Origin of the sequence: Micromonospora sp. NPDC048839, from assembly GCF_040649915.1 — a bacterium.
Lineage (GTDB): Bacteria > Actinomycetota > Actinomycetes > Mycobacteriales > Micromonosporaceae > Micromonospora.
In genome coordinates, this window is sequence record NZ_JBEZGL010000002.1 from 293,520 (window position 1) to 319,349 (window position 25,830).

A 25,830-nucleotide genomic window follows, 5' to 3' on the forward strand; every position below is an offset into this window, starting at 1 on the left:
CGCTTGTGCGGCGGATCAGTTGCAGGTCGTGACGGAGAGCGAGCTGTCGCCGCAGAGCAGCAGGCTCGCCCGGCTACCGCCACCCGTGCGGTCGGCCGGAGCCATCTCCAGGCCCTGGAGGTCCAGAAGCGCCATGTCGTTCACCTCCCTTCCTTCCGTTCGCCGATCAGGTCGCCCCCGCTGTTGCGGGGGAGTCTCGTCGCGCCCGGTAGGGGCGCGAGGAAGGGCAGCACCGGCGGCCGGTCGTGCTGTGCGCAGGCCAGCGCGAAGAGCACGCCGGCGGTGCCGGTGCCGAAGTCCATGGAGAGCCGTAGCAACTGCTCACCGGGGAACGCGATCCCGTCCCGGTACGGCAGTGCGTGCCAGGTCAGCCGATCCAGTTGCGCGCCGAGTTCCCGACGGTCGGCGTCGTCGGTCGAGGCGGCGAGGTAGGTGATGATGCCGGCGCGGCCGGCGAAGAGCCCGGACTGCGCGTAGAACGGTGACCGCGCCGCGCGGCGGATCCCCGCGCTCGCCTCGGCGAACCGGTCGTCGGCGCGGTGCCGCAGGTACTGGTCGAGGACCAGCCCGATACCGACGCTGCCGTGCGCCAGGTACGGCATGGTCCGCCAGCCCTCGTTGACCTCCAGGGCACCGTCCGGGCGCAGCACACACCGGCGCAGGTCCTGGCGCAGCGCCGTGGCGGCGTGCTCCAGGAGTTCCTCGTCGCCGCTGAGTTCGTAGAGCCGCACCAGCATCAGGGCCGGTCCGGTCCGGCCGCGCAGCAACCCGGCATACGGATTGCGTCCGCCGCTGATGTCGGGTCCCGGGTCGTCGGCCAGTTGCCCGATCACCCGTTCGGCGACCCGCCACGCGGCGTCGCGCACCGACACCTCCCCGGTACGCGCGGCAGCCTCGGCCAGGTTGAGCGCGATCCCGGAGAGTCCGCTCGCCAGGCTGTGGTCGAGCCCGTCCAGGGGCTCGCGCAGGCAGATGTCGAGCACGTCCAGCGCGTCCTGCCGGCGTCCGAGGTGTTCGAGCGCGTAGGCGACGCCGTGCAGCCCGTCGTAGAAGCCGCAGCGGGTGCCGGACGGCGGCGCCGTCGCCCGCCGCACCAGCCAGTCCTCGTGCTCGGGCCACCTCCCGGCACCGCTGCCGTCGAGCGCGTACAGCACTCCTGCCGCCCCGTGGGCGAGGTTGAGGCCGCCACTGCGGAACTGTTCGATGTCACCGGGGAAGAGCCGGTCGTCGCGGGTCGGAGTGGCGCTGGCCAGGATGGCCGTCGCCAGCTTCTCCCGCGGGACGGACGCGTGGTGTTCGTCCGCGTCGCGGGGACCACCGGTGATCTCCTCCACCGCGGGGTCGAGGAAGGACCTCGGCACCGGGAAGTTCGCGGCGATGATGTCGGCCAGGTGCGTCACCTTCGCCGGTGCGAGCCGGACCAACTGGGTCAGGGGCAGGAAGAGCGCCAGCCGCAGGCATGCCAGGGCGTACCTGTCGACCGCCGGCCCGGTCCGGTCCCGGGGGGCCGCGAAGCCCTGGTTGCGCAGCCCGGGTCGGCGGTGCCCGGCGATCGGGGCGGCCACCTCGAAGTCGACGAGGGCGACCCGGTCGTCCGGCCGGATCATGATGTTGAACAGGTGCAGGTCGCCGTAGACCAGGCCGCGCTCGTGGATGGCCGCGACGACCGACTCGACCTGTTCGTAGGTCTGGCGGGCCCACTCGGCGTACGCGGCCCGGTCGTCGTCGGTCGCGTCGGCGTCGATGAGCGGGTACCTGTCGACGAGCACCTTGTTCAGCGGTCGACCCTCGATGAACTCGAGTGCGAGGAACCGGTGCTCGCCCAGGACGAACTCGTCGTGCACCCGGGGCACCTGCGGCAGGTCCGCGAGGTGCCGCAGGGCGTCCGCCTCGCGGGCCAGCCGGGCGACGGCGTCGGTGCCGTCCGCGTCCAGGCCGGCGTGCGGCCGAGCCTCCTTCAGCACCACCTCGGTGTCGGTACGCAGGTCCCGGCCCACGTACAGCCCACCGCCGTTGGAGAAGTGGATCACCCGCTCGATCCGGTACGGCACCTGGTCGGTGCTGGTGCCGCTGCGGGCCGCCAGGTGCGGGCCGAGGAAGTCGGGCAGGGTGATCCAGGACGGTACGTGGAAGACCGGGTCCCGGCGGTCCGGCACCAGCGTGCCGGACTCGTCCTCGATCGCCGGCACCACCTGACCGTCGGGTGAGTGGCAGTAGCGGGCGGCGAAGCCGCCGTAGCGCACGTGGACCGGGCCGTTGCCGTAGCGGAGGTCACTGAGGATGTACGGCCCGGTCTCGCCGGTGAGCAGTTCGTCGAGTTCCTTGCAGGTCAGCTCCAGCTCCGCGTCGTCGCGGGGGTAGACCGTGACGAACTTGCCACTGGCGGCCCGGGCGGCGTACTTGGAGTTGCGCAGCAGCAGCGTGCGGGGTCCACGCAGGAACTTGAAGGACAGACCCCGGGGGACGCAGTAGTCCCAGACGGTGTCCAGCACCCGCTCGGCGTTCGCCAGACCCGCCGACACGTGGATCTTCCAGCCCTGCTGCGGCAGCGAGCCGCCGTCCGGCGCGTAGATCAGCCAGTCGTCGAGCGGCTCGCGGCGCCAGCCGGTGGGCAGTGGCCGTTCGGCGGCCGGGAAGACGGGCTGCGCGACGGCGCTGCCGAGTGAGTCGTAGAACAGCGGATCCGCGGCGCAGTAGCTGTCGTAGCGTTCGTCCACTGTCCCCACCACCCCTTCGACTCGACCGGCTGATGTTCCGGCGTTGCATCGAGTCTCTTCCACGGGACGTGGTGGATCCCAGTGCGCATAGTCACGATGTTCGATGTGGGGTGCACGGGCGCTCAGTGACAATAGTCAGGGTCACCGGGACTACTTTGATCAGCGTCGTACGATGGGTGGATTGCGATACACCCGTTGCAAGGAGCTGCCGTGCCCCGCCCTCGTAGTGCCGTCCGGACCGTCGAGCACCCCGACGTGTCCGAGGTTTCCTTGCAGCAGGTCATGGAGGCGCTGGCGGACCCGGTGCGGCGAGCCGTGGTGTCCCAGTTGGCCGACCGGGGTGCGGACATGACCTGCGGGTCGTTCGAGACGCCCGTGTCGGTTTCGACCCTGACGCACCATTTCAACACCCTGCGCGAGGCCGGCGTGATCCGCCAGTACTACGTGGGGACGGCCAAGATGAACGCGCTGCGAGCGGACGAGATCGAGCGTCGTTTCCCCGGCCTGCTTGCCGCAGTGGTGGCCGCCGCCGGCACCGAGGCGCGGACAGACCCGGCCTGAGCCACGACACCTAATCCGACGATGGTCGAAGTTTGACCACCATCGAACCTTGGAGTAGCGTACGGGGGCCATCGAGGTGGCGTTTCCGTGACCCCTAGCGCTAGGACTCATGCACCGTGGCGAAACTCGTACAGTTCGACCGGCTCGGCGGTCCCGAGGTACTGACCCTGCGCGACGTCGAGGTGGCCGCTCCGGGCGCGGGCGAGGTCCGGATCCGCGTCGACGCCATCGGTCTGAACCGGGCCGAGATCATGTACCGCGAGGGCGTCTACTTCGACAAGCCCGCGCTCCCCTCCGCCCTCGGCTACGAGGCCGCCGGCGTGATCGAGGCGGTCGGCGCGGACGTGGACCACCTCGCCGAGGGCGACACGGTCGCGGTCGTACCGGCGTTCCTGCAGAGCAGGTACGGCACGTACGGCACCCACGTCATCGTCCCGGCCGCGGCTGTCGTGCCCCGCCCCGCCCACGTCGACCCGGTCCAGGCGGCGGCCACGTGGATGGCCTACATCACCGCCTACGGGTCCCTCGTCGAGTCCGGGAAGGTGCGTCCCGGCGACCACGTGCTGATCACCGCCGCCTCCAGCAGTGTCGGCCTGGCCGCCATCCAGATCACCCGCCATCTCGGTGCGATCCCGGTCGCCACCACGCGTCGCTCCGACAAGAAGCAGCGGCTGCTGGACGCCGGCGCGGCCGACGTCATCGTCACCGACGACGAGGACCTCCCCGCCCGACTCAAGGAGATCACCGGCGGCGAGGGCGTCCGCCTGGCCTTCGACCCGATCGCCGGCCCGGGCGTCGAGACCATCGCCCTGGGCATCGCCCCCGGCGGCTTCCTGGTGGTCTACGGAGCACTCGACCAGCGCCTCACTCCGCTGCCCAACGCACAGTCCTACCCGGCGCTGACCAGCAGCACCTACACCCTCTTCGAGATCACCATGAACCCGGAGCGCCTGCGTCGCGCCGTCGCGTTCGTCAACGCCGGGATCGCCTCGGGTTCCCTCACCCCGGTCGTCGACCGCACCTTCGACCTCACCGACATCGCCGAGGCCCACCGCTACCTGGAGGCCAACGGCCAGGTCGGCAAGGTCGTCGTCACCGTCACCCACGACGACGCGACCGGCTGAGCCCGCGCGCCCGCCGGCAAGCGAGAGTACGCGCCGCCGCGCCACCACCCGCCGAACCCGAGGATGCCCGTCCACCTCGTCGGCACCGGTGGCGCGGCGGCACTGTTCCATGCGACACGCAGAGTGGCCACCCGCTCACTGAGCTGCTCGTTCTTGACCCCTGGCGACGGCAGAACTTAGACTCCCGTGATTGTTAACGTTAACAGTTACGTCACTCGATCGTAATCGACAGGTCATCGCCACCGGGGTCCCCGTCAACCCCGATGGCGACGCGACAGACCGGTGCCGACCGGGCCGATGGGACCGCGAAGGCGCGTACCACCACCAGCCAGGAGGACGAGACATGACGCACGAGCAGATCGAGCCGGTGAGCGGCGAGCGGAAGTTGCTGAGCCGGCGAACCGTCCTGACGACGATGGGGGCCGTACCGGTCGCTGCGGCCGCCGCGGTCGCGGTGCCCACGGCGGCCTTCGCCGCACCGGCGAGCATCAATCCGTCCGCCACCCGGCAGACGATCCGGGGCTTCGGCGCCATGGCCCACGCCGCCTGGATCGGCGACCTGACGGCCGCCCAGCGGGACACGGCCTTCGGCACCGGCCAGGGCCAGTTGGGGTTCTCCCTGCTGCGGATCCCCGTCAACGAGAACCAGGCGGACTGGAGCGCCGATCTGGCGACGGCGCAACGCGCGGTCGCGCTCGGAGCGACGGTCTTCGCATCCCCGTGGAACCCCCCGGCCAGCATGATCGAGACGTTCACCCGCGGCAGCCAGACCAACGCCCGGCGCCTGCGGTACAGCTCGTACGCCGCCTACGCCACGCACCTGAACAACTTCACCACACACCTGCGCAACAACGGGGTGAACCTGTACGCCATCTCGGTCCAGAACGAGCCCGACTACGCGGCCGAGTGGACGTGGTGGACCAGCACCGAGATGCTCCGGTTCCTGCGGGAGAACGCCGGCTCGATCAGCACCAGGGTCATCGCGCCCGAGTCCTTCCAGTACGTGAAGTCCGTGTCGGACCCGATCCTCAACGACTCCACGGCGCTGGCCAACGTGGACATCATCGGGGCGCACCTCTACGGCACCTCGTACTCGAACTTCGCGTACCCCCTGTTCAAGCAGAGGGGCGCGGGCAAAGAACTCTGGATGACCGAGGTCTACTACCCGAACAGCAACACGAACTCGGGCGACGCCTGGCCCGAGGCGCTCGACGTGGGCGAGCACATCCACCGCGCCATGGTCGACGCCGAGTTCCAGGCGTACGTCTGGTGGTACCTCCGGCGCAGCTACGGCCCCATGCGCGAGGACGGCCAGATCAGCAAGCGCGGAGCCATGATGGCGCACTTCGCCAGGTTCGTCCGCCCCGGATACCAGCGGATCGACGCGACGGCGAACCCGACGTCGAACGTCTACGTCTCGGCGTACCGCGGCGGTAACACCGTCGTGATCGTCGCCGTCAACAAGAACACCTCGGCGGTGAGCCAGCAGTTCACCCTGTCCAACACCACCGCGACCGGCAGCGTCTCGAACTGGCTGACCGATGGGAGCAGGACTGTCGCGCCCCAGGGCGCGCTCACCATGTCGAACGGCTCGCTCACCGTCACGCTCCCCGCCCGCAGTGTGATGACCTTCGTGACCACCGTGAGCGGCGGCACGAACCCGGCGGGAGACACCTACAAGCTGGTGAACGTCGACACCGGTGTCGTCCTCGGCGTACAGAACATGTCCACCGCCGACGGTGGCCTGGCCGTGGTGTGGGGCGACACCGGCACCGCCGACCACAACTGGGTCCGGGTCACCGACGGCAACGCGTTCCGGTTCCGCAACGTCAACAGCGGCAAGGTCCTCGGTGTCGAGAACATGTCCACCGCCGACAACGCCCGGGTCATGCAGTGGAGCGACAACGGCACCGCCGACCACCGCTGGACCCTGGTGGCCAACAGCGACGGTTCCTACCGGATCCGCAACGCCAACAGCGGCAAGGTGCTCTCCATCCTCAACGGCTCCAGCACCTGGGGCGCCCAGGCCGTCCAGTACACCGACAACGGCAGCAGCAGGAACAACTGGCGGCTGGTCCAGGTCGGCTGACGGTCCACCGGTGCGGCTCCGGTGGGGATCAGACCGATCACCTGATCCCCACCGGGCCGGCCACCTCGGTCAGCCCAGGTACTTCTCCCACGGACCGGTGATGGCCAGGGTGAGGCCCGGGTCCTGCATGTTGACGAAGAGCACCCGGCCGTCGGCCGTGAAGGTCGGCCCGCAGAACTCCGAATCGTTGAGCTGGTTGCGGGCGATCGCGTACGTCGGCCCACCCGGGGTCGTGCTGAGCACGTGGGAGGCCCCGGTGCCGTCCTCGGCGAGCACCAGACTGCCCCATGGCGTGACGGAGACGTTGTCCGGGCCGTCGAAGGTGAGGTCGGTGTACTTGACCGGGGTGCCCTCCTCCGAGGCCGTCTGGTGCGGGAAGTACGTCACCAACTGGATGGTCTGGGCCTTGAAGTTGTAGAACCAGACCATGCCGTCGTGCGGCGCGGCGTCGGCCGGCAGGTCACCCTCGTCCCAGGCGTAGGAGTTGACCACGTACACGCCCTCGTCGGTGCTCCACACACCCTCGAACTTGCGTCCCCGGGTGACCTGTCCGTCGGCGAACTGCTCGCGCACGGACGTGTGCCGCGCGTCGCGGTCCGGCACCTCGATCCACCGTACGGGGAAGGGGCGGCCCAACTGGGCGGAGGTCAGGTAGGCGACGTCCGGCAGCACCGAGCCGTCGTCCAGGATGATCTGCATGGCGGCGAGGACGCCCGCGTTCGGTGCGAGGCGGGTGAGCACGCCGGGGCCGAGCTTGACGCCGCGGGGCGCCGACCAGCGGTAGAAGAGGCCGTTGGGCTCGTCGGCGTCCTCGGAGAGGTAGATGGCGGTGCGGTCCTTGTCGACCGCCAGGGCCTCGTGGGAGTAGCGACCCAGGCACTTGATCGGCTTCGGGTCCGCGCTGCCGTCGGCCCAGACCTCGAAGACGTACCCGTGGTCCTTCTGGTAGACGCCGGACCGGCCGCCCTCTTCCCACTCGTCGCCGGCCCGGTCCTCGGTCTCCTCACAGGTGAGCCAGGTGCCCCAGGGGGTCGGCCCGCCGGCACAGTTGGAGATGGTGCCGGAGAGGGCGACGAACTCACCCAGGTTACGGCCCGCGCGGTCCGTCTTGATCACGGTGCAGCCGCCGGCGTCGACGGCGCCCGCGTCGTACACCGTGCCCTTGACGTGCGGTACGCCGAACTCGGCGCCCGGGTCGATCTCGTGGTTCTGGATCAGGGTGTAACGGCCCTGGCCGGCGTCGTAGACGGCCATGCCGTCATGGTCCGACGGCGTCACGCCCTGACCACGGTCGAGCCGGGTGACGCCGGTCCGGGTCACCACGGTGTAGCTGAAGCCCTTCGGCAGGGCCAGGATCCCCTTCGGGTCGTCCACGAGCGGCGGGAAGGGCGTGGGACCGCCCAAGACCGGCGGGTGCGGTCGGCCGGGGCTGGCCTGCGCGAGGGATGGCAGCCCACCGGCGACGGCAAGGCCCACGCCGGCGGCGGCGCCGCCCGCGAGGAAGGTACGACGGGAGGAAGGCACTCGAATCAGCTCCTGGTCAGGGTACGTGCGACGGCTGACAGCACACTCCGGCGGGCAGTCACCGACACGTCGCCTGAGGGTTTGAGAGGTGACATCGGAGTGAAGAATCAGCGCCGCGCACCCGATCGACTGGTCGTTCCCGGACCTCGGTCCGGCGGCGCGGGCGGTGTGCCACGGCAGGAGCGTGTCCTGCCGTGGGAGGTCACCACACCGGCGGACATGGAGCGGTCGACGACGACGTGCCGGTGCGCCGCCGACCTGCCGGACGCCGAGCACATGCCGCCCGCTTCCACGGCGACCGGCGCTGGGGCTTAGAGGTATTGACGCCATTGATGTAGTTGGATAGAAACGGAACGTGGCTGTGGCTGGTGATCACCGTCGCTGACGATGGCACACCGAAGCCTGGGTCACGGCGACAGCGGTGGACCGGTGATCGCCTACGAGTCCGGCATCGGCTTCAGGGCGTTGGGCATCATCAGTGCCATCGCGACCGGGGACAATTTCGAGGGTCCATGCCAGGGCTACTCCCCCGCCGGACGGCTGTGCTCCTCGTACGCGCTGCACATCAACATCGGCAGCATCCTGTCGCAGTTCAATCTGACCATCGCCACCGGCTAGAACGGTGGCGCTCAGCCGCTGGGTCGCGCATCGACGTGGCCCAGCGGCTAATCCCGCAACTATGCTGGAACATGCCATGCGTATACAAAAAATTCTTCTTGTCGCGGCCAGCATCCTGGCGGCGACCGCAGGGTGCGCCCAACAACCCGCCGGCGACGCAGCGCAGCCAGCGCCGCCGGTCCCTACCACCACCCACTCCCGGCATCTGGCTACCGGGCCGGCCGCCGTCCCTGGTGACTCCCGGCGAGAGACGCTGATCCGCGACGCCGAACGCGCCTACCCCACCAACTCGTACGCCGGCCTGACCGTGGACGGCGTGACCTTTGTCGTCCACCGCGTGCCCCTGTCGCAGGTGGAGCAGATTGACGCAGCCCTGCGCAGCCGACACCCGGAACTCCAACTCACCTTCGCCGACGCGCGGCACGCACGTACCGTCCTCAACCAGGTCACCGAGAAAATCAAGAAGGACATCCCGTACTGGCGAGCCAACGGAGTGGCGGTCGCGGCGGTGGCACCTCGCGCCGACGGATCGGGGGTCACTGTGATGGTGCGACAAGCCCCCGCCGACCTGGCAGCGGCAATGCGGCAACGATACGAATTCCCGAACCTGGAGCTCAAGGAGGGTGAGATCATTCCTGCCTGACGCCCCGGCGTTTCAGCAGTCATGCGCTGCCCGGTTTCAGTCGGGGTCGGCGTGGTCGGGGTTGTCCGCAGGTCCAGCGGATGAGCACGCCAGGCCCGCCGGCCCCGAACGAACGGCCATCGCCACATCGGCAGGTGCAATCCGTCGGCACCGCTAATCGCGTGGAAGTCAATTCACCATTCGGCGAGGTGACCCTTCCACTCCTCGACCGGAGTGAGCGGAACTGGCGCGGGCCGCTACACCCCACTCGTCAGCTCGATACGGCCTTCGGCTGCCGACTGGAGCAGGGTGGTCTTCGTTGCGAGTACGTGCAGCGCGATACCCCCGCCAGCGCGGGGCCGACGTTGGTCGTCGGCCTGGATGAAGTCGATCAGACCGATGTGCCGGGAACCCTCGGCGTAACCGGACTGCGGTTCGAGAACGCGCCACTCGGTGCGGCCGAGCGCGAAGAGGCGGACCTCGTACAGGCCCACAAGGTTGGTGCTCTTCAGCTGCCGCATCCCGTTCTTGTCAATACAACACCAAGCTAGGCTGACCGTGTGACGCCCCGCCACCACGCCCAACTGCGCATCGCGGTTGATCTTGCGATCCTGACCGTTCGTGACGACGCGCTGCACGCGCTCGTCATCACCCGTGGCAACAAACCGTTCGCGGGCCAGTTCGCACTACCCGGCGGTTTCGTGCGCACGGACGAGGACCTCGACGCCGCCGCAGTACGCGAGTTGCGGGAGGAGACCGACCTCAACGGCGACAGTCTGCATCTTGAGCAGTTCAGAGTCTACGGCGAGCCGCACCGCGACCCTCGCGGTCGAGTGGTCAGCGTGGCCTACCTGGCCATCATGCCCGATCTCCCGCGGCCCGTGGCCGGATCGGACGCGAGCGATGCCGCATGGGTGCCGGTCGATCAGACAAGAGGGAAGCTTGCCTTCGACCATGACCGAATCCTCGACGACGCTGTGGAGCGAGCACGCCGACGGCTGGAGCTGACCACCTTGGCGACGGCCTTCTGTCCGTCCGAGTTCACCATCGGCGACCTGCGCTCGGTCTACGAGGTCGTCTGGGGTGAGACGTTGGACCCGCGCAACTTCAGCCGCAAGGTGATCAATACGGAGGGCTTCATCAAGCCCACCGGCAGAAAGCGCATCCCCACGACCGGCCGACCCGCCGCGCTCTACCGCGCCGGGAGCGTCACCACGCTCAATCCCCCGATCCTTCGCCCGCGCACCAACTCCTAGTTATTGTCATTGAGACATTAAGCCGGTACGCTCAGTGTGTTGGTGACACTGACCGTCTCCGAGGTGGTGCAGGATGTCTCGCGTACGTCAACTCGACCTGGTCATCACCGTCGCCGTGGCCATCGCCGTCGGCCTGCTCGGCGCCTTCGGCTTGGTCGGTCCGACAGTCACCGGCGGGGCCACGCTCACCACGCTGGGCCTCCTCGCGATCAGTTCCCTGCACGGCCGGTCGGCGCTGACCCGCCTCACCCGCTCCGTCAAGCAGCTCGGCTGGGAGATCGGAGACCGGGCCAGCGCCGACCGCCTCCTGGGCCTGTCGACACCCGGAGTGGGCTTCGATCTCCACTCAGCCGCCGACATCCGAATGACGGGAGTTACCCTCGCGCGGACCCTGCGCAATCACTACGCCGCCCTGCAGGCGCGGTTGGCGGCGGGCGCCACCGTACGAATAGCCCTCATCGCGCCGCACGAGGCCACCCTTGCCGAGGCGGCCCGACGCAGTACCGTCGCAAGCAACCCTGCGATGTTCGAGCACCGACTACACGCCACCCTCGACCTGATCGACGCCTTGGCCGAGCAGGCGGCTACTGGCACTGGCCGCCTCGAGGTCCGTCTTCTGGACTTCGTTCCGGCGTTCGGCCTGTTGGCCATCGACCCGAAGACCTCGAACGGCGAGGCCCAGGTCGATATCTATTCCCATCGATGCGGCGTTGCCGAGCCGACGCTGTCGCTGCACGCCGACCGCGACCCACGCTGGTTCGGCCACTTCCTTGCCGAGTTCGACCGCATCTGGGCCATCGGCAGACCCTACGAGCACGCCCGCCGCTGAAACGGGTCTACGGCTTTCCCACCGCGCCCTTCCGTCACGACCCGCCCCTGCCCGGACCAGTTCAGCCGACGGGCGCTTCGACGATCATTCATATCGACACGAGCAATGGACGGTCTGATGCCCCTGCAGACGCTCCACTCTCCCTCGCCAAACCTGGTGGCCGCTTCGCCCTCGCCCGTCGAAGCGACCTCCGCCACCCGCTACCTCAGCGCTGGCGCGTACCTCAACCCCATCTTCCGGGACCGCTGCCTGCGCGAGGTCTACTACCAGGAACGGCGCTTCACGGCGCCGTCCTACGGGTTCGACCTCGTCACCGTTCTCGAGCACTGCCTGCGGGCCCGCAATCTCGCAATGTGGCGAGACGGCTCGATCGTCCTCGTGCTCGTCGTGGGCGCCTACCTCAACTGGGTGTCCGCCGCATTGGTCGGCATCGCACTCGTCTGCCTTCGCGTGACAGCCGCCGCATGGCGGCTCATCCGCGCCTTCCTGGAACGGGTGCGCACCGGTACGGCGGTCGACACGACCAGAAGTCCGAGCCGGGGTCTGCTCCTCCTGCTCCGATGGGCAGCTGCGTGGATCGTCTTCATCATCCTGTCCGGCAAGGCCCTCTCGGCCGCTGCTGATTCCACCGGCCTGCGCGTGGGCTTGACGCTGCTGGTGGCACCTACCGCACTTCTGCTCCCCGTGGTCTTCGCGCTCTGGCGGCAGAAGCGGATCGAGGACTTCACCGTCTACGGCGAGCCACCGCCGATTCGTTGGAACAAGCGCAAGCAGGTGATCAGCGAGCAGCAGGGCGGCAACACCATCGTCTATGGCAACTTCGAGCCCTTCATCGGCGCCGGAGATGTCGTGTCGAGCTGGGCCTTCGCCCAGCGACTCGTCCGCAAGCAGCCCACCAGCCCGGCCGGCGCGTTCGGCGAGCCGACCGAGGGGCAGCGCGAGTTCGACGCGCCGCCCTTCAACGCCGACCAGATCGTCGGCTATGTCCGGCAGCACCTGAGAGAGCTGACCACGGAGGCGCTGCCGGAGATGTCCATCCCGGACCTGACTGTCGAGGATCGTGTCTTCCAGTCCGCCCGGGAGGACGGCCCGCGAACCACCCTCACCACCCCTGAGGAGATGGCCGAGATCATCCGAAATCCTACCAATCCGGCCCGGCACTACCTCGCGTGTCAGGTCGTCTCCTGGGGAGGTGACGTAGTTACCACCGTCTACGTCCACATCGCCCTGCAAGGCCGCTCGCTGTACCTGGAGGTCACCAGTACCACCATGGCGCCCTGCAACGAGCGCTACCGGCTCGTCGACGCCGACGGCGGCACCGGCGCCCGGGCCTGGCTCCGGACCGCGATCGACGGGGCCCGTCACACACCATGGACCATCGCCCACGCCCCGGGCAACCTGATCCGCGCGCTTGTCGACATGTCCGGGTACGGCAGCCGCACGCAGCGCGGGACGTCACGCCGCCGCAAGGACTACGGCGCCGTGGTCAGCGTCCGTGACATGGGCTCCCGCGACAAGCTCCGAAACTTCACCCAGCGCCAAGACATTCTCAAGTTCCGCCGGTTGATCGAGAGCAGAGTTTTCGCACATGTACTTGACTTCCTCGATGAGCACGACGTCGACACCTCCGAGGTACGCGCCCAACGGGCCACCATCCTCTACAACAGCGGCATCCTCGTGGGCGGTGACATGAGCGTGAATGACGGGAGCGTCAGCAACCAGGTATCCGAACCAGCACAGGGGTGAAGGGACTCGCATGAGCAACCGGGGCATCACGGTCGGCCGGGACATGAACGTGAACCACGGGCAGGTGACCAACATCGTCCAGACCGGAGGGCAGCCGCATCGACGGCACGACGTGGATGTGCTGGTCATCACCGCCTTGGTGGAGGAGTACGACGCGGTGAAGCAGGCGCTCGGGCGAGAGCGGTGGGAGGATCACGGCACCGGAGGATCGGCGCCCTTCGCCACCACCACAGCCGACGGCCTGTCCGTGGCGCTGGCTCGGCCGACCACGATGGGCGGACGAAGCACCGCCCCAATCGCCACCGCACTCACCGATCGGCTGCGACCCGCCTGCCTGGCGATGAGCGGAGTGTGCGCGGGCAAGCCCGGTGCCACCGCGCCTGGGGACGTCGTGGTCGCTTCTCCGGCGTACCAGTGGGACGAAGGCAAGTACGTCAAAGAACTGTTCCGCCCCGACCACCAACAGCTTCCCCTGGACAGCCGATGGCTTCGTGCGGTGCAGGCCTTCGAACCGTCGGGCCTGCCGAGTCACGGCACCGCCACCGAGGAGGAGGCAAAGGTGTGGTATCTGGAACGACTCCTCAAGGGCGAGAACCCTCGTACCCATCCCGCTCGGGACCGCTATTTTCCGCGCCCAACCTGGCCGGCGCGACTGGCGCAGTGGGAGTCGGAGGATCTGATCGCCTGGCGCGACAGCGCCCTGGCGCTGACCGAGACCGGCCGCAAGCTCATCCAACGCGCCCTGTACAACGATGTGGACGGCCCGGACCGCCTGCCCTTCAAGGTCGTCGCAGGGCCGATGGCCAGCGGCGGCGCGGTTATGGCGGATCCCGAGACGTGGAACCGCCTCGAGATCAACCAGCGCAAGATCCGGGCCCTGGACATGGAGGCCGCGACCATCGCCACTGTCGCGCACGAACGGGAGGTGCCGCATTGGCTTGTCGCCAAGGGCGTGATGGACCACGCGGATCTCGACAAGGACGACCGGTTCAAGGCGTTCGCCGCCCGGGCCTCGGCCGAGGTTCTCTTCGCCCTGCTCAGAGATCTACTGAGGCCCGTGGCGGCTTCAGCGCCCGCACCCCGGCAGGCCGCCGCCGTTCCCGAACTGGTCAAAGCCCAGGTCGTTCGCGAGCTCACCTATGACTGGCAGGATCTGGCCGATTACCTTGGGATCCCCTCTCATCAGGTACGCCGGTTTCGCGCTGGCGATGAGGCGTACGAGGTGTGGCTCTGGCTGCAGAGCCGGGGTCGTCTGGTCGAACTGCCGGACGCACTTGAGGAGATCGGCCGCGAAGACCTCGCCGGCCTGCTACGCCCACACCTCTGACGACCTCACGTCCGGGCGCGGAGCATGACCTCCTCGTCGGTCAGCGGACTGCTCGGGTGGTGACTCAGAGACATCGGAGTACGAGCCTTGTGCGGTGCCTCGCCCTCGAGTGCGACATAGAACTCGCCCGCAGTCAGGTTGCCGATATCCGGCACGTCGCCCCCCTTTGCCTTTGCCATCTCCCGTGCGGCCTCGATTTGTGCGGGCACGCCGAGCCGGCCGAAGAAATGCGTTGCGGCATTGCCTGGGATGCGGTTGTGCAAGTTCTTCGGCGCCTGCGTCGCGAAGATCAACCCTAGGCCGTACTTGCGGGCCTGCGAGGCCAGTGCGAGCGTGCTTTGCGTGCAGCCAGTCATCGCTCCGGAAGGTGCGAAGGTTTGCGCTTCGTCCATGACCAGCAGACCCAGCAGCGGGCGATCCCTGGCCGGATTTTGCTTGATCCAGCTGAAAAGCCCCATCTGCAGCTGGTTCACGAAGCTCTGCCGCGCTTCATCTCCAGGCAGCCCGATGAAACTGATGACGGAGATGCGAGCCCGCTTGCCTGGCGACGGAGTCAGCAGCGTTCCTGGGTCGGCCGGGGTGCCGACGCCGGCGAACAGCGGATCATTGTCCATCGAGGCCGTCAGGGTCCGTGCCAGACCCGAGGCGATCTTGGCCGCGCCGGCGAGCTCGCTGACCCCGTCGGGCAAATCCGACAGGAGCGCGATCAGGGTGCGAAGGTCCTTGCCACCCTGCCGACCGAAGTGCTCGATGGTGCGCCGGAGCACAGCCTTTCCCAGATGCGACTTCTCGGTACGGCCGGTGAGATTGGCTTGCGGAGCGATGGTGGTTACCGCTGCTTCGACCGCTGCGGCGAACTCATCAGGATCGTCCCGGACGCTCTCGAAATCTGGCAGCGGCTGGAAGCTCAACGGTCGGCCTGTCTCACGTCGCGGTGTCCACGTGACGACTTCGGTCTCGGCCAGGTACCGGGCCGCACGGTCGGGATCATCCGGTGCCCAACTACTGGGCGGAGTTGGCCACGCATCGCCCAACCGCGCCAGGTCATTGTTGGGATCCAGCACAATCGCCGACACGCCCTGCAACGCGCATTCCTCGACGAGGCGGCGCAGCAGCACGGTCTTGCCGGAGCCGGAAGCGGCGAAGATGGCCGTGTGCTTGCGCAGCGCTTCAAGCGAGAGGGAGACGGGCAAACCGTCCTCGATGCCCGCGCCGATGGCGAAGCCGGCAGTGCGTTCGTGGAACGGCGGAGCGTCCGGTTGGACGTCACCGGTCCAGAGGTCAGCGTCAGCCAGCGCCTCCTTGAAGAGCCTGATCTGCTCGGTGGGCCGATAACGGACCAGCCACGCCTGCAAAATGGCCGGGTTCTCGTTCCGCAGACCGTGCAGGGCGGCGAGGGTCCGCAGGTCCGACTCGTCGACCGTCAGCGTCACTCCGCCATCGCGCTTGAGTTGCTCGATGACCTCCTGCGTCTTGGCCGACTGACTCCATTCGGCGTTGCGCAGCAGGAAGAGTTTCCGCTTGGCGATCTCCGAGGTGAGCCCGGCTGCCGTGCGGGCGCGGCGAATCCGGTGCAGGGCGGCGACACCGTGGTGGGTGTCACTGATCGCCCGGAAGGCCCAATGCACCTGGTCCTCGGTACGAGACTGGTCGGGCGAGTGTTCCCGCTCGTCCTCCGAACGCTCATCGAGGTCGCGCCGGAGGCGGGCGTGCAGGTCCGGCCTGGAACTAGGTGGTGCGTCGATGCTGAACCGCTGGCCACCATCGCCCCGTTCGGCGATCCACGCCTGCAGACCCGCGGCGAGTAGGGCGGGAAACGTGCTGTCCTCCGTGTCGCGTTCAAGGGGGGAGGTGACGTCGGCGTCGCGCTTTAGCTCCTCGAAGCGGGTCTCGATCCGTGCCAGCTCGTCGTCGGCGACGCTAGGCACCGTCAGGGCGGGCGCGCTGGTCAGCTCCTCTTCGCTGGGGACGTCGCCCAGATGCTCAAGCTCGCGCACCTCGCCGCGGATCAGACAGGCCCGTATGTGCCGGTCGACATCCATAATCAGTTTGCGGGGTGTGTAGCGGTGAGCTCCTTGGAAAGCCCCTTCGCGGACGGGCCAGGTCGGATAGGGCGGCGTATAACGGATTTCGGCAAAGCGTGGGGCGAAGCGCCTTGCGATGATCTCGCGGGCGACAGTGGCGTCCCGGATTCCCTCAAGCGTCGGACAGCGGCGGAACCGAGGCGCGAACGACGCCGGTGCCTTCTCCACCAGACGCTTCCACGTGGTCGAGAGTGTTGCCACCACCGTGAGCGTCCGCCGGGTCGTGTCCCGCAGGTCGGTCAGGCCGTGGGCGAGGCTGGCGAGCAGGATCGCCTGCCGCGCGTCCACCACACCGGAGGAGGAAGTCGTCAGGTCTTCGTGCAGCGCTGCCTGGGCGACCGCCGTGTCGATCTGGTCGAACGCCATAACCGAGGGACCGGTAATCGCGAGAAGCCAGGAGATCTCCCGAACAAGTTCCTGAGAGGTGCGAGGTCGGGGACGAATCCCCCACTCGCGCCGCTCCTCGGTGGCCCCCTCACGGCCGGCGTCGAAGAAGTCGGCCGCGATGTCCTGGTGCTCCTCATTGTCCGAGGCGCGCAGGGCGAGTGCGCGCAGGGTGTCGCGGCACTCATGGGCGACATGGCTGTCGTACCCGCGCAGCCCGCTGACGAAGGAGTCGAGTGCGGGACGGGCCAGCTCGCTCTCGCCGATCACCGCACGCCGGTCCGCCCGCGGTGCCCCGATCCGGGATGCCAGGCGGCGCAGGAGCAACCGCAGTTGGGTTTCGCCGTCCGGCATCTCCCGCGCCAGGCCGTCGAGCAGGAAGACCAACATTCCGTCCCAGAAGTGGCGGCCGTCTAGCAGACCGATCAGGAAGAAGTAGCCCCCCTTCTGTTGCACCCGTTCCCGTACCCAGCCGAGCAGATGCGTCTTGCCGGTGCCGTGCCGGCCGTCCAGCACCAGGCCTATCGGACTCGAGTCCGCGCTCGCCTCGGCCTCGGCGATACCGTCTCGCACGTCCCGCACCACGGCCTGGTGAAGCCCCTCGACGTGGTAGGGCGATGGCCGCCACACGTCGTCGGGCGCCTGGACCCAGCTGAGCCGGAGTGCGGCGAGCACGGTGCGCTGCTCTTCGTTCATCATTGGCCGATCGCCAGCTTGTGCCGATCCTCACCGCCGATGTGGATGGCAGCATTCCGCTCTCGGACACCAATCCGGTGGCCGAACGGCTCCGGTTCGAGGCTGACGTCCGGCGAGTCCAACATGGCCTCCAAGACCTTGTCGAGCGCGGACTTCGACACGTCGGCGAGCAGGACACGAAGGTCAGCAAGCTCGACCCAGTCCCCAGGCGCGCCCGCCAGTTTCCCGTACGCGGCGCGCACCCGGCCAGGGAGATCCGTTGGCTCGGGGCGGTCGACCCCGCTCGCCGATCGCTGAAAAAGCTTCTGCTGCGCCAGAATGGCGGCCCAGTACAACTCTCGCTCTTTGGCCGAGCGCTTCTCCCCCTCCGGCACGCGGCCCTGCTCCAGCGTCAGTGGCTCGAGGAGAGCCTTGACACCCTTGTCGGTAATCGAGTGCCGGTAAGGGCTCGGCTTGGTTCTGGAGATGATGTAACCGTCCGCGTTGAGCTTCGCGTAGTCCGGGCTCTTCAGCCGGACACCGTAGATTTCGGCCATCTCGCTGTTCGAGATCTCCCGGCCCTCGGCTCGAAGGATGATCAAATACGCGTACTCCGCGGAGGTCAGGTCGGAAGCCATCAAGGGTCCTCTCATTCACGACTAATGATCTGGCCATTCGCGTCCAGCCCGAAGGCCCGCAGCCGGATCAGCGACGGATGGTCCTGCGCTGTGTACAGGCCCAGGAGCCGCTCGGCCGCACCTGCCGTTCCGGCGTCCAACTCGGCACGAAGGTTCACCTCGTCACGCAGGTCGAACAGGAGCGAGCAGAGCTTCCCCGGGGCCTCGGGATCCCCCTCGTCGACTGCTTTCCTCAGCGCGTCGATCTCGTACGAGGCGTCGGCGCTCCGATCGGCGTCGCGTTCGAGCTTCGCTAACCGAAGCTCGGCGGCCCGGTCCCCCTCCTCGGCGCGTGCCCGTAACAGCTCGACCTCTCCCCATCCGGCGTAGAGGTCGGCCAATGCCTCCGCAGACCGCAAGTCACCCTGCTCGGCCCGTCCTCGCAGCTCGCGCAGGCAACCGCGTTCCAACAGGATCTCCACCAGCCGGTCGGCAGCCATCGCGTCACCGGCTGCGGCTTCCTGTCGCAGGCCGTCGCAAACGCCGCCATCGGCAAGGATCTCGGCGATCTCGGCAGGTATCTGCCGCGTCCGGCGCCCGCCTCGCGGCCTGACATGATCCGTCCTGCTCCGAAGCTCCTGCAATCGGGACAGTTTCTTGACAGCCAGCCGGTCCTCCGGGTGAGCTGCCACTCGCTCGGTGAGCATCTGCTGTGCTTCTGCGAGCCGGTCCTGCCGAACGAGAAGATCGATCAGTTCCGCGGCGGCACGGCCGTCGTCGAACTCCGCCACGAGCCTGCTCAACGCGATTTCGGCATACCGATAGCGGAGCCGGCAGGAGGCGCCGTCGGCCAGCCGTCGCAGATCCTCCGGCCGGCGCAGCATTGTCGCGAGGGCGTGCCACGCCTCGTGCGGGATTGGTTCGGTGCGTCGTTTACTCCGCACGTGCTGGGCGAGATAGTCCGCAATCGTGTAGCCGGCGAGCGTGCCCGGACGCCCATCGTCCGCCGGGAGCAACGGCGAAACGTCCCCGTAGAGGGGCCCGGTCGCGTGCGGCAGTGCCTGGGTCAACCAATTTCGCGTCGGCTGCACGCGGTGGCGCGGCCGGAGATAGCCGAACATGGCATTCGCCAGCAGTTCCTCGCTGAGCGGAGATTGCACACCGAGGCGGTGTGCGTCGGCTGCGGCGGTGATCATCGCCCTGACGTAGGCGTTGGCCGGCTGCTCCCAACACATCACCAACCTCGGGCCGCCGGCGAGGACCTGTGTCATGCCCACCTCTTCGGACTTCAGCGCGTCGCGGATCCGGCTGTCCTGGCGGGCGACCTCCTCGGCTTTTGCCCGCTCGCTGGGGTTCAGCGAATCGGGAACGGGCACCACGAATGCCCCTTTCACCAGGGCGTGGACGTCCCCGCGGCCGGCCGTCCAGTGGGCGTACTGATCCGGCCACAGCGTTCCAACCACTAAATTTCCGTGCCGCACCAGGGCGCGAACACACTCGGAGGTGAGCGGTGGATGACCCCCCAGATACTGGTGCAACTCGTCGAGCCAGAAGACCATGCCACGTGGCGGTGCATTCTTCCACTTCAGCAGATCGGACGCCTCGGCCGGCTGAATGAGGCACCAGTCCGGAACCAGTTCGTACACCGCTTCGTACAGGGACCTGGTCTTTCCGGTTGAGGAGCCACCCACCATGACGACAAAGTTCCCGCGGTCGGGCAGCTTCGCGGCCAGTGCGGTCCTCAGCAAGAAATCGAAATCACGCGTCACATAGGACGGCAAGTCGTCGTCACCGGATGCGGTCGGAATCGCACTGTGAATGCCAAGCTCCCGAGGAATCGCCATATCGACGCGTGGCCGGTCCAGCAATCCCCTTCACCGCCCCTTGATCGGTGGCCGACGATCGAACCGAGGCTATCTCACCAGAGCGAAGATCACCATAAGTGAATTGCTTGACCACGGACCGCAGCACCGGTGCGCCACAACGGCCAGGCCGGTGGCCTCCCCGGCCCTGTCTGACACCATTCAGTGTCCGTGCGCCTCGCACGCCTTCCAGTCCTCGACCAGGGTGAGTGGAACAGGTGTGGGCCGCTGCACCGCCGTCGTCAGCTCGATCCGGCGGCCCTCGGCTGCCGACCGGAGCAGGGCGGTCATCGTCTCCAGCACGTGCAGTGCCATGTCGCCGCCGGCCCGCGCCGGACGCTTCCCGTCGGCCGTGATCAGGTCGATCAGGCCGATGCCCCGGGACGACTCCACGTAACCGGCCCGCGATGGGAGGACGCGCCAGTCATCGTCGCCGAGCGCACGGAGGCGGACCTCTCCGTCGAAGTAGTTCGGATCGGGTACGGCGAGGGTGCCGGTCTCCCCCCGTACCTCGATCGGGGCGGCAGTCGTCGCGACCCCGTCGAAGCTCGTGGTGATGGTGGATAGAGCACCGTCGGCGTGTTCGAGCACGCCTGTCACGTGGGTGTCCACCTCCACCGGGATCCGCTGGCCGGTCCGCGGACCCGAGCCGATCACGCGGTCGGCGCGCAGGCGGCTGGCGGCTCCGACCACCGCGCGCACCGGTCCGAGCAGGTGGATGAGCGCCGAGAGGTAGTACGGACCCATGTCGAACAACGGTCCGCCGCCCGGGGCGTAGTAGAAGTCGGGGTTGGGATGCCACCGCTCGTGCCCCGCGGTGACCATGACGGCCGACGCGGACATCGGGCGTCCGATGAGCCCGTCGTCGATCGCCGCCCGCGCCGTCTGCGTGCCCGTGCCCAGGACGGTGTCCGGCGCGCACCCGACCCGCACGCCTGCCGACGCGGCCCGTTCGATGATCGTGCGGCCGTCCGGGAACGTCACGGCGAGCGGCTTCTCGACGTAGACGTTCTTGCCGGCGTCGATCGCGCCCAGCGAGATGTCGGCGTGCGCCGCGGGGATCGTCAGGTTGAGCACCGTCCGCACGTCCGGGTGGGCGAGCAGTCGTTCGACGCTCATCGCCTCGGCCCCGGGGATCGTGGCGGCCACCGCGGCCGACCGGGAGGCGTCGAGGTCGGCAAGCGCGGCGATCCGCACCGCGGGGTGGTTGGCGAGGGTGTCCAGGTAGGCGCGGGAGATCACCCCGAGACCTACGATGCCGACGCCGTGCGGGTCGCCCACACCATCCCCCTCTCGATGACGGTACGCACGCTCGCGTGCTCCAGCACGTCCAGGCTGTGTCCCGGGGTCGTCACGACAACGCGCCCGGCACCCCAGCGCCGGGTCCAGATCGCCGGTGACGTGACCGGTCGGTGCCACGGATGCCACGCCTGCGTGGGGTGGGTCGTGACGGCCAGGACGTCGATCAGGTCGTCGTGCAGCACCCAGTACTGTTCGGTGACCAGGTCGAAGTCCTCGACACCCGCGGTGATCGGATGCTCCCGGCCGAGGTCGGTGACGCGCACCGTGTGCGGCAGGAAGTTGTCCTCCGCGCCGCCGTGCCGCTCGCACGGCTCCTTGCCCGGATGGGTCGCGAACTGGCCACCCACCAGGTGCAGGTATTCCGAGGACGCGCGGAACGAGTCCACGATGCCACCGTGCCAGCCGGTGAGACCCGTACCGGCGCTGACCGCCGCGCTCAGGCCCGTCGCCTCGGCCGAGGTGATCTGCGACATCGTCATGCACTGTACGACGAGGTCGGTGTCGGCCATCTCGGCGGCATCGGCGTAGATCTCCGTCGACTCCTCGACCCGTACGGCATAGCCGCTACGGTCGAGGAAGGGGATGAACAACTCGGTCGCCTCGACCGGCTGGTGTCCCTCCCACCCGCCCCGAACCACAAGTGCTCTCCGCTGCCCCACCCTCGCTCCCTCCCACGGTCCGCCGCCACCGGGCTGGCCGGTCCCGGCCCCGGCGACGTACCGCCGATACCCGTGCTTGTCGGGCACCGAAACCGTACTCCTGGTGGAGTCTACGGATTGACAGGTGACGAACCGTCCTATCACGACCGTGGAAGCGAGGGCCTGCCGTGATCAGTCCGGGGCGGCGGCTGGCCTGGTCGCGACGTAGTGGATGCCCGTGGCCCGGATCGCGTCGGCGTTGATGGCCGCCTGCTCGTCGGCTTCGCTGACGGGGTGCAGGTCGGGGAAGAAGTACGGTGCGTGGGTGAGCAGCCTGGTGTGGAAGCGGGCTTGGAGCGCCTGGCAGATCGCGTCGCCGCGGTGCAGGCCCTCTCGCCCGGCCCAGCCGTTCAGGTAGTCGTCCCAGGGTTGCCCGGAGGTGAGCCACTGCTCGTGGTGGCTGTGCAGCCAGCCGTGCTCGCCGCCGTCGGGCAGCCGGTCGAAGCTCCAGCGCGCGGTCGCCTCGTCGAACCTCTCGTAGGCCCACTCGACGACGATGAGTACGCCGCCCGGCGTGAGCGCCTCGGCGGCCCGACCCAGGACCTCGTCCACGTCGGTGACGTGGTGCAGCGAGGTACCGGCGACAATCACGTCGACGGGCTCGCTCAGCTGGTGCTTCTCGAATTCTGTCCGGTGGTATTCGGGTTCGGACGGTGCCACTGGGTCCACGCCCACGGCGTCGAAGCCGTGCTCCCGCATCGCCGGGACGAAGCCACCTTCCGGGCCGCATCCGATCTCCAGCACACGGGCTGGTGCCGGTGGCAGGTGGGCGCGCACGAACGCCCAGCGGGCATCGAGCCAACGCTGCTTGGCGGTCATCGGGTCAGCCGTCCTCGGCGATCAGCTCGCCCTGTTCCGCGGTGACATCGCGGGCGACGGCGAAGGCGGCGGCGGCCTCTGGCAGGTGTGGCGCGCCGGCCAGGGCCGCGCTCAGGATTTCCGGCGAGTCCCACCGCCACATGTCCACCCAGGTCCGCTCATCGACGCGGATCAGCCTGGTCTCGGTCGGGCCGCCGTACTGCGCTCTGATCGCCGCGATGAGCTGGCCGCGCCGTTCCAGCACGAGGTCGGCGTCCGCGGCGTCGGCGGTGAACCGGGTGGTCCGGATGAGAGACATTGCTGCGCTCCCTCGATAGAGTTCGTCATTAGAGTTTAACTCTAGTGATACAGTGCAGTTATGCCACTGGTCAAGAGCGCCGGCAAAAAGGGCGAGAAGTCCCGGCAGACTCGGCGACGCATCCTGCAGGCTGCGTACGAGCTGTTCGTCGATCAGGGCTACGGGGCCACCACGCTGCAGGGCATCGCGGAGCGGGCCGGTGTCGCCGTGCAGACCATCTACTTCGCGTTCGGCAACAAGCCGTCGCTGCTCAAGGAGCTGGTCGACGTCACCATCGCCGGTGACGACGAGCCGATTCCCACGATGCAGCGGGCCTGGTTCCGCGACGCTCTGGCGGCTGACACCGCCGAGGCGCAGTTGCGGGCACATGTGAGCGGCACCTGCGAGGTGCTTCAGCGGGTGGCACCGATCATGGATGTGCTGCGCGCTGCCGGAGCACAGGACCCAAGCCTGGCCGGGATGTGGCAGCAGGACACCGATCCGCGCCTCGAAGTCCAAACCGCAGCCGCGCGCAGCCTCATCGCCAAGCCCGGCGCCACGGCGGACCTGACCGTCGAACACGCCGCCGACCTGCTCTACGGCCTGCTGAGCCCACAGCTGTACCTGCTGTTCATCCGCGACCGAGGCTGGACCCCGGACCGCTGGGAGCAGTGGGTGTACGACACCCTGCACGCGCAGGTCTGCCGTTAGCGCGGCAGCGGAGGCACCACGCGGTGTCTACTCCCGCCAGCCGGTCAGCTCCACGCCCTTGGCCAACTCCACCCGGAAGCCGATGGTGATCTCACCACTGTCGCCCGGCGCGAGCGACAGCCGCCAGGCCAGCTCCCCCAGCTCCGTACGCTCCGCCGGCGGCGGCACCAGGTTCGTCTCCCGCACCACCACCGCCTCGTCTCGGGACACCGGCAGCTGGTCGCGTACCTCGACCGTCGCCGTCCGCGGCGTGTGGTTGGCGACGGTGATCCGGTAGTCCACCTCCCGCCGCCGCGTCGACCCGAGCGTGGCCTTGGTCTCCGAGCGCCGGTGCAGCTTGCGCTCCACCCGCAGCCGGTCGTCGACCCCGAGCCCCAGCTCGATCTCCTCGCCCGGCGCCCACATCGGCAGCGGGGTGGCCGAGACGAAATCGGCACCGTGGAACACCGCCGCCGCACCGGGCAGCATCGTGTGTTCGGAGGTGTTGCGTACCGTGGCCCGCAGGTGCGCCTCGGCGACGCGGACCGGCACGGTCACGTGGTCCAGCCGGGCGGGCATTTCCAGCACAGCGATGGTGGCCCGGTGCGCACTGCCGTCTGCCGGCACCGCGGCCGGCCGGGCCGGCCGATAGGTGGCCGCGCTGACGCCCTGCTCGACCTGGGCGACGCTCTCCTTCAGGCGGGGCGGCAGCGCACCGGGCCGGGCCGGCCGCCCGCCGGGGACCGGGACCGGCATCCCGACCGGCGCCGGGGGCGGCGCCCCGACCGGTCCGGCCGCCGTCACGGGCCAGGCTGGCGCCGGCTGGAGCCGGTCGAGATACCAGGGCGACAGTTCGGGTACGGCTGTCATCGCGGCGGGCCGGGCGGTCGAGAGCTGGAGCTCGCACTCCGGCCAGTCCTCTCCGGTGCTCTGGCTGACCAACCCGAACCAGGTGACGGTCACCGTGTCCTCGACCAGCCGCAGGTCGTAGGAGGACCGCCACACCGCACCGTCGACCAGGTAGGTCAGCTCCAACTCCAACTCCGCGTCGTCGGCCGTCACCAGGACCGTCACCTCGGCGGCCAACCGGTCCGGCGTCCGCTTGCCGCGCGCGCCGGTCAGGTCGCGCTCGACCGCGGCCACCTCCGCGGCCAGGTCGGTGCGCCGCCGGGACAGCCCGCGCCGCCGGCCGCGTGACTCGGCGAGCTGACCGGCGACCGAGTCGGTGAAGGCCGCCACGTCGGTCGGCGCCGCGTCGCCGGAGGCCAACGCCCGGGCGTACGTGCCACCGGCGCGCTCGGCCAACCGGGTGAGGAACTCCCCACGCTGCTCTTCGATGCCGGCAGCGTCCTCGACCTCGGCCAACTGGTCGGTCAACTCGCGCTGTCGTTGTTCGAGGGTGACGATCTGCGCGTCGGCGCTGCGGGCCTGCCGCCAGGTTTTCAGGTCCACACCGAGTACCGTGGCCGCACCCCGACCACTGACCCGAATGGAGTCGCGCCGCAGGCCGATTGGGAGTGGCGCGACGCGTACGCGGTGCTCTCCGGCGGTCAGCCGAAGGCTGCCCCGGCGGGTGACCCGGGCCCGGTCCGGGTAGACGGTGACGCCGACGATGGGTGCGTCGATCTCGGTGCTCTCCACGTCGCGAGGGTAGTCCACGCGGCCCGCATCAACGTCGAATGGTGAAGGGCGAAGTGATGACGCAGGACGATGTGGCGGAGTGCGGTCCGGCGGTGTGGCGGCCGGTGCGGGCCACCGACACGGGCCTGAATGGACGTGCAGCGCGCCTCCTGACCAGTGAGCCGACCGACGATGCGGGATGGCCGGCCGACCTGCCGGCAGGTGTGACGGAAGTGGTCATCGTCGAGGACACTCCCAGCCCGACAGCCACCCTGAAGGTGCAGACCAGCGGGGACGCCGCGCCGATGGACGCGCGGGTCAGGTTCGACCAGCTCGCCGTACGCGCCACACCCGCGGATCGGTGACCGCGACGCCGACGCGGCCCGTAC

At 68.8% G+C, this 25,830-nt stretch carries 23 protein-coding genes; 11 read left to right on the forward strand and 12 right to left on the reverse strand.

Going from position 1 to position 25,830, the window contains the following annotated elements; all coding sequences use genetic code 11:
- Nucleotides 1-15: 15 nt before the first annotated feature.
- Together AB0C25_RS04480 and lanKC are read right to left on the reverse strand one after the other, a co-directional pair.
- A complete protein-coding gene (locus tag AB0C25_RS04480) occupies nt 16-135 on the reverse strand; it encodes a SapB/AmfS family lanthipeptide (RefSeq protein WP_013734295.1) in 120 nt (39 codons plus the stop codon).
- Nucleotides 136-140: 5 nt separating this feature from the next.
- Nucleotides 141-2,717, reverse strand: coding sequence for a class III lanthionine synthetase LanKC (lanKC, locus tag AB0C25_RS04485; protein ID WP_357369545.1), 2,577 nt, complete (start codon nt 2,715-2,717; stop codon nt 141-143).
- A 210-nt stretch (nt 2,718-2,927) separates the two neighbouring features.
- Here lanKC and AB0C25_RS04490 point away from each other — a divergent pair, with 210 nt between their 5' ends.
- The 3 genes from AB0C25_RS04490 (at nt 2,928) to AB0C25_RS04500 (ending at nt 6,491) form a co-directional block, all read left to right on the forward strand.
- The gene (locus AB0C25_RS04490; RefSeq protein WP_357369547.1) at nt 2,928-3,278 is read left to right on the forward strand and encodes a helix-turn-helix domain-containing protein; all 351 of its coding nucleotides are present in this window, start codon (nt 2,928-2,930) and stop codon (nt 3,276-3,278) included.
- A 116-nt stretch (nt 3,279-3,394) separates the two neighbouring features.
- Nucleotides 3,395-4,402, forward strand: coding sequence for a zinc-dependent alcohol dehydrogenase family protein (locus AB0C25_RS04495; RefSeq protein WP_357369549.1), 1,008 nt, complete (start codon nt 3,395-3,397; stop codon nt 4,400-4,402).
- A 343-nt stretch (nt 4,403-4,745) separates the two neighbouring features.
- Nucleotides 4,746-6,491 (forward strand): RICIN domain-containing protein, encoded by a 1,746-nt coding sequence (locus tag AB0C25_RS04500; protein ID WP_357369551.1) that lies wholly within the window; start codon nt 4,746-4,748, stop codon nt 6,489-6,491.
- 69 nt (nt 6,492-6,560) lie between these two features.
- Here the strand turns inward: AB0C25_RS04500 and AB0C25_RS04505 are convergent, their stop codons facing one another.
- Nucleotides 6,561-8,015: an alkaline phosphatase PhoX gene (locus AB0C25_RS04505; protein ID WP_357369553.1), complete on the reverse strand. Its 1,455-nt coding sequence runs from the start codon at nt 8,013-8,015 to the stop codon at nt 6,561-6,563.
- Between the two features lie 387 nt (nt 8,016-8,402).
- Between AB0C25_RS04505 and AB0C25_RS04510 the strand changes: the two genes are divergently transcribed.
- Together AB0C25_RS04510 and AB0C25_RS04515 are read left to right on the forward strand one after the other, a co-directional pair.
- Entirely contained in the window at nt 8,403-8,633 is a 231-nt protein-coding gene (locus tag AB0C25_RS04510; RefSeq protein ID WP_357369556.1) for a hypothetical protein, read from the forward strand.
- Between the two features lie 61 nt (nt 8,634-8,694).
- Nucleotides 8,695-9,276, forward strand: coding sequence for a hypothetical protein (locus tag AB0C25_RS04515; protein ID WP_357369558.1), 582 nt, complete (start codon nt 8,695-8,697; stop codon nt 9,274-9,276).
- A gap of 236 nt (nt 9,277-9,512) precedes the next feature.
- Here the strand turns inward: AB0C25_RS04515 and AB0C25_RS04520 are convergent, their stop codons facing one another.
- Nucleotides 9,513-9,776, reverse strand: coding sequence for a hypothetical protein (locus tag AB0C25_RS04520; protein WP_357369559.1), 264 nt, complete (start codon nt 9,774-9,776; stop codon nt 9,513-9,515).
- A gap of 39 nt (nt 9,777-9,815) precedes the next feature.
- Here AB0C25_RS04520 and AB0C25_RS04525 point away from each other — a divergent pair, with 39 nt between their 5' ends.
- The 4 genes from AB0C25_RS04525 to AB0C25_RS04540 all read left to right on the forward strand — a co-directional run bounded on the left by AB0C25_RS04525 (nt 9,816) and on the right by AB0C25_RS04540 (nt 14,413).
- Nucleotides 9,816-10,511, forward strand: a complete 696-nt coding sequence (locus tag AB0C25_RS04525; RefSeq protein ID WP_357369561.1) for an NUDIX domain-containing protein — start codon at nt 9,816-9,818, stop codon at nt 10,509-10,511.
- A 115-nt stretch (nt 10,512-10,626) separates the two neighbouring features.
- A complete protein-coding gene (locus tag AB0C25_RS04530; RefSeq protein WP_357369563.1) occupies nt 10,627-11,340 on the forward strand; it encodes a hypothetical protein in 714 nt (237 codons plus the stop codon).
- A gap of 117 nt (nt 11,341-11,457) precedes the next feature.
- Nucleotides 11,458-13,086, forward strand: a complete 1,629-nt coding sequence (locus tag AB0C25_RS04535) for a hypothetical protein (RefSeq protein WP_357369565.1) — start codon at nt 11,458-11,460, stop codon at nt 13,084-13,086.
- A 10-nt stretch (nt 13,087-13,096) separates the two neighbouring features.
- Entirely contained in the window at nt 13,097-14,413 is a 1,317-nt protein-coding gene (locus AB0C25_RS04540) for a hypothetical protein (RefSeq protein WP_357369567.1), read from the forward strand.
- Nucleotides 14,414-14,418: 5 nt separating this feature from the next.
- Here AB0C25_RS04540 and AB0C25_RS04545 read toward each other — a convergent pair whose 3' ends face one another.
- The 7 genes from AB0C25_RS04545 to AB0C25_RS04575 form a co-directional block, all read right to left on the reverse strand.
- Nucleotides 14,419-17,580: a DUF87 domain-containing protein gene (locus AB0C25_RS04545; protein ID WP_357369569.1), complete on the reverse strand. Its 3,162-nt coding sequence runs from the start codon at nt 17,578-17,580 to the stop codon at nt 14,419-14,421.
- Entirely contained in the window at nt 17,577-18,194 is a 618-nt protein-coding gene (locus tag AB0C25_RS04550; RefSeq protein WP_357369571.1) for a hypothetical protein, read from the reverse strand. The genes AB0C25_RS04545 and AB0C25_RS04550 overlap by 4 nt, the downstream gene beginning before the upstream one ends.
- Before the next feature lie 11 nt (nt 18,195-18,205).
- On the reverse strand, nt 18,206-20,041 hold the full coding sequence (locus AB0C25_RS04555) for a hypothetical protein (RefSeq protein ID WP_357369573.1): 1,836 nt from the start codon (nt 20,039-20,041) through the stop codon (nt 18,206-18,208).
- Between the two features lie 156 nt (nt 20,042-20,197).
- Complete coding sequence (locus AB0C25_RS04560) at nt 20,198-21,316, reverse strand: Gfo/Idh/MocA family oxidoreductase (RefSeq protein ID WP_357369575.1); 1,119 nt, start codon at nt 21,314-21,316, stop codon at nt 20,198-20,200.
- Entirely contained in the window at nt 21,286-21,996 is a 711-nt protein-coding gene (locus tag AB0C25_RS04565) for a ThuA domain-containing protein (protein WP_357369578.1), read from the reverse strand. Before AB0C25_RS04565 ends, AB0C25_RS04560 begins: the two co-directional genes overlap by 31 nt.
- Nucleotides 21,997-22,167: 171 nt before the next feature.
- Nucleotides 22,168-22,854 (reverse strand): class I SAM-dependent methyltransferase, encoded by a 687-nt coding sequence (locus AB0C25_RS04570; RefSeq protein ID WP_357369580.1) that lies wholly within the window; start codon nt 22,852-22,854, stop codon nt 22,168-22,170.
- Between the two features lie 4 nt (nt 22,855-22,858).
- A complete protein-coding gene (locus AB0C25_RS04575) occupies nt 22,859-23,152 on the reverse strand; it encodes a hypothetical protein (protein ID WP_357369582.1) in 294 nt (97 codons plus the stop codon).
- A 60-nt stretch (nt 23,153-23,212) separates the two neighbouring features.
- On the opposite strand from AB0C25_RS04575, the gene AB0C25_RS04580 reads away from it, so the two are divergent.
- Nucleotides 23,213-23,842, forward strand: a complete 630-nt coding sequence (locus AB0C25_RS04580; protein WP_357369584.1) for a TetR/AcrR family transcriptional regulator — start codon at nt 23,213-23,215, stop codon at nt 23,840-23,842.
- Between the two features lie 27 nt (nt 23,843-23,869).
- Here the strand turns inward: AB0C25_RS04580 and AB0C25_RS04585 are convergent, their stop codons facing one another.
- On the reverse strand, nt 23,870-25,462 hold the full coding sequence (locus AB0C25_RS04585; RefSeq protein ID WP_357369586.1) for a mucoidy inhibitor MuiA family protein: 1,593 nt from the start codon (nt 25,460-25,462) through the stop codon (nt 23,870-23,872).
- Nucleotides 25,463-25,518: 56 nt separating this feature from the next.
- Here AB0C25_RS04585 and AB0C25_RS04590 point away from each other — a divergent pair, with 56 nt between their 5' ends.
- Nucleotides 25,519-25,806, forward strand: a complete 288-nt coding sequence (locus AB0C25_RS04590) for a hypothetical protein (protein WP_357369588.1) — start codon at nt 25,519-25,521, stop codon at nt 25,804-25,806.
- Nucleotides 25,807-25,830: the final 24 nt, after the last annotated feature.